This window comes from Actinomycetota bacterium, assembly GCA_018830725.1.
Taxonomy (GTDB): Bacteria; Actinomycetota; Humimicrobiia; order JAHJRV01; family JAHJRV01; genus JAHJRV01.
The window spans coordinates 1-3456 of the sequence record JAHJRV010000099.1; the positions used below are offsets into that span (position 1 = coordinate 1).

Consider the following 3456-nt stretch of genomic DNA (forward strand, 5'->3'; position numbering starts at 1 on the left):
CTGCTCCCTCTGCTATTGTATTTTTAGATAAAATTTCAAAATAAAATTTTACATTCTCTGGAATAATTGTTGATAAAGCTCCTATTTTAAGACTAACAGAACTTATCTTTTTTGCATTGTTTTCTTCCGCATATTTCATAATCAGAGAAAACATCTCTTGGGTAACTGGTAGTTCATGCATTTATGTCTCCACTTAATTATAAAAATGTTCAAATTTAAATCTACTACTTCTTTTGGTTTTTATGTTTATTTTTGTAAATTGCCAGTTCTGTCTTCAAATTCTACCATAACAACATTCTTTAATTTATTAACATTCTCATACATGTTGCAGATGATGGACATAAATACTTGAATTCAGTGGTATTTTGAATTGTTGATGGTACTAAAGCACGTTCAAATTCATCAAATCCAATTTTTTTAAAGAATTTCTTAGCAGTTGTTGTTAAAAGATATAGTTCCTTCACTTCATTTACCTTTGCATATTCTACTAATTTAAGACATGATGTTTTGCCAAATCCTTTTCCTCTAAATGATTTTTTTACAACTAAGGAACGAAGTAATCCATAGTCTTTAAAAATTTCTACTCCAGCAATACCAACAACTTCAGATTTTTTATATCCTATGAAAAAACAATTTACTTTTGAATAAATATCCTCATAAGGGAGATTATTATCACTAAGAAGCTTTTCTATGAAAGGTATGTCTTTTTTATCAGCCTTTTTTATTTTCATTTTATATCAATAAAGGGGTGTGATTCATAATTCAAACTTTTGTTTTAAAATTTCCTCTAACTTTTGTTTATAAAAGAAATCAACTATATTTTGCTTTTTAATAATTTTACCAAATTTGTTAAATATATTAAAAATATTGTCCACCTGTTAATAGACTGGTGGACAATTCTTATGGAGAAAAACGGGGAAATATAGCTACTTATTGTTCTCCTTTCCGTCCCTCTATATGAATACTAGCCACATATCCTTCAAGGGATTCATTCTCACCCAAAAGATTTAGAATATCCCTACCTATTGGGTCCTTTGTATCATCATCGATGCAGGCAGATGAGTCCTTGACTGTAATTACTATATCTTTCAACCCAGAGATTTCAACAATCCTTCTGTATTCATCAATTAGTATAGCTCCTGCAACACAACCTACATAAGCATCAATACTTTCCTTAATTTTCTCAGGAAGTTCCTTGAGAATAGCAATATCAGAAATTGCTATTCTCCCTCCTGGTTTTAAAACTCTAAAGATTTCCTTAAACACTCTTCTTTTATTGGGTGAGAGATTAATTACACAGTTTGAAATGACAACATCAATAGTATTATCAGCAATTGGTAATTTTTCAATCTCTCCAAGTCTGAACTCTACATTTTTATAATCTCCTCTCTCTGCATTTTCTTTTGCTTTTTCAATCATCTCTTTTGTCATATCTACACCAATTACTTTCCCATTCTCACCAACTTTTTTATCAGCAAGAAAACTATCAAATCCTGCACCTGAACCAAGATCAAGAACAGTCTCTCCTTCTTTCAAAGAAGCAAGAGCAACTGGATTTCCACAACCAAGACCTAAATTTGCCCCTTCGGGAACTGTTTCAAGTTCTTCCGCAGTGTAGCCTATCTTCTTACTAATATTCTCTGTTGAACTATTGCTTTCATTGCAAATATTATGAGTGCAACAGGAACTATCCTTTTTAGCTATTTTTGCATAGCCCTCTCTCACTAATTTCTTTATCTCTTTTTCTTTCATTTTAATCACCTATAAATTCATTTAAAAAATTATTTTGAGATAATTTCTTTCATCATAGGACCAAGCATATCCTTTACCATTTCTGTAAGATCTTCTACTTTAATTAAAGAAATACAGCATATTTTTTCATCTTTCTCATAACTCATAACGGCTAACTTGTCACCAGCTCTGATATTTGCCTTTTCCCTTATATGCTTTGGAATTACTGTCTGTCCTCTCTCATCCACACTTATTATTGATTCAACTTTACAACATCTTATTTTCTTGTCATTTGGTGTACAAATATTCTCTTCCTTGCTCTTCTTAGTCATTTAAACTCCCTTCTTAAATTATAATTATCAGAACTATCATTTTATTCTGAAAAATAAGTATACACTGAATATTATATATAACAAAATTAATCCTGTCAAGTTTTTTTAAATTTTTTCTTTTTTTGTAGGTAAGTGGTAATTTTAGTGAGTTAATCTTAATTTAAAGTCACATAATTGGGGTGTGTTAATGATTTTATATAAAAAAAACTATATATTAACCTCTTTCAGAACATTTTCTAATAGAATAAACACCTTGAAATATCAATTGATGGAGATAACAAAAGAGATGAGAAAGCTCGATAATTTGTTTTGGTTAAAATTTTGTTTCACTTTTAATCCAATTTAGGTAATCTATATTTCCCGAAGAGATTGGAATTGCTACTATTTCAGGAACATCATAAGGGTGATTTTCTTTAATAAGATTTTCAGCTTTTTCATAATTCTCAAATTTTAACTTAGCAACACACACCCATTCTATAGCTTGCTCAATTTTCCCCTCCCACCAAAAACAACTCAATATTGGACCAAAAACCTGGGCACATGCTGCTGCTCGTTTCTGAACCAATATATTTTGAATTTCTTTCGCTTTACTTTCATCGTCTACAGTTGTTATTACTTGAATAAATTCAGTCATATTTCCCTCTTTTAATTTTAAATAAATCTTTTACATATAATACAATTTTCCTTTTATATTTGAAAAATATGAAGACACTTACCAGAAATATTTTTATTAGGTGATTTTTTCTTTAACTTTTTTTTATTACATTGCTTTTCCAAAATAATATGCAAATCTAAGATAAAAATATAGCAAATGAATAAAGACTTAATTTATTCTTGAGAACTAATTTTCTCTAACCTCTTGCTGGCTGAAAAAATCGATTTTAGTAACTGTTGTCGCTCCTCTGAATTAGTCAATCGAGGTTGAGAATAATCCTCCAGCATTGTTGTTATTAATTTAGTACTAATGTGTTCACCTTTATAGAAAATATGTTGAGCAATTATTCCCTGTCTAACTCCTAAACTAAACATCTGATCAAAAAATAGGTTACCTAATCCATAATTTATAAAGCCATCCCTGTAGAATTCAGCTGCCATTGGATGGTGGGATTGACTTCCACTTACAATATCTGCTCCCGAATCGATCATTTTTCTGAAATCAATTATCTGCTGATGCGTAGGATTATAATCATAATGTTCCACATATTGAAAAGTGACAATTACAATATATCCATCCATTTTTAACCTCTCTATCTCACTACACATATATTCGTAGTCACATTTAGCTGCGCCAGGATTTTCATCAGTTGCCCACACATAATCAGGACCCCAATAGTTACAGCCAATGAAAGCAAACTTATTTCCATTTGATTCTATTAAAAGTGGGGTTTGAGCC

6 protein-coding genes are annotated in these 3456 nt (G+C 30.3%); all 6 read right to left on the reverse strand.

Going from position 1 to position 3456, the window contains the following annotated elements:
* Positions 1–181 (reverse strand): hydrogenase maturation nickel metallochaperone HypA (locus KKC53_04830; GenBank protein MBU2598487.1); only part of this gene is annotated, 181 nt, incomplete at its 3' end.
* A gap of 118 nt (positions 182–299) precedes the next feature.
* The gene (locus KKC53_04835) at positions 300–731 is read right to left on the reverse strand and encodes a GNAT family N-acetyltransferase (GenBank protein MBU2598488.1); all 432 of its coding nucleotides are present in this window, start codon (positions 729–731) and stop codon (positions 300–302) included.
* Positions 732–930: 199 nt separating this feature from the next.
* Entirely contained in the window at positions 931–1752 is an 822-nt protein-coding gene (locus KKC53_04840) for an arsenite methyltransferase (GenBank protein MBU2598489.1), read from the reverse strand.
* A 29-nt stretch (positions 1753–1781) separates the two neighbouring features.
* Positions 1782–2063, reverse strand: coding sequence for an AbrB/MazE/SpoVT family DNA-binding domain-containing protein (locus KKC53_04845; GenBank protein ID MBU2598490.1), 282 nt, complete (start codon positions 2061–2063; stop codon positions 1782–1784).
* Positions 2064–2376: 313 nt separating this feature from the next.
* The gene (locus KKC53_04850) at positions 2377–2697 is read right to left on the reverse strand and encodes a divalent-cation tolerance protein CutA (GenBank protein MBU2598491.1); all 321 of its coding nucleotides are present in this window, start codon (positions 2695–2697) and stop codon (positions 2377–2379) included.
* Between the two features lie 194 nt (positions 2698–2891).
* Positions 2892–3456 (reverse strand): CapA family protein (locus tag KKC53_04855; GenBank protein MBU2598492.1); only part of this gene is annotated, 565 nt, incomplete at its 5' end.

Coding starts and splice junctions, on each gene's coding strand:
- KKC53_04835 (MBU2598488.1), bottom strand. CDS start 731: ATGAAAATAAAAAAGGCTGATAAAAAAGACATACCTTTCATAGAAAAG.
- KKC53_04840 (MBU2598489.1), bottom strand. CDS start 1,752: ATGAAAGAAAAAGAGATAAAGAAATTAGTGAGAGAGGGCTATGCAAAA.
- KKC53_04845 (MBU2598490.1), bottom strand. CDS start 2,063: ATGACTAAGAAGAGCAAGGAAGAGAATATTTGTACACCAAATGACAAG.
- KKC53_04850 (MBU2598491.1), bottom strand. CDS start 2,697: ATGACTGAATTTATTCAAGTAATAACAACTGTAGACGATGAAAGTAAA.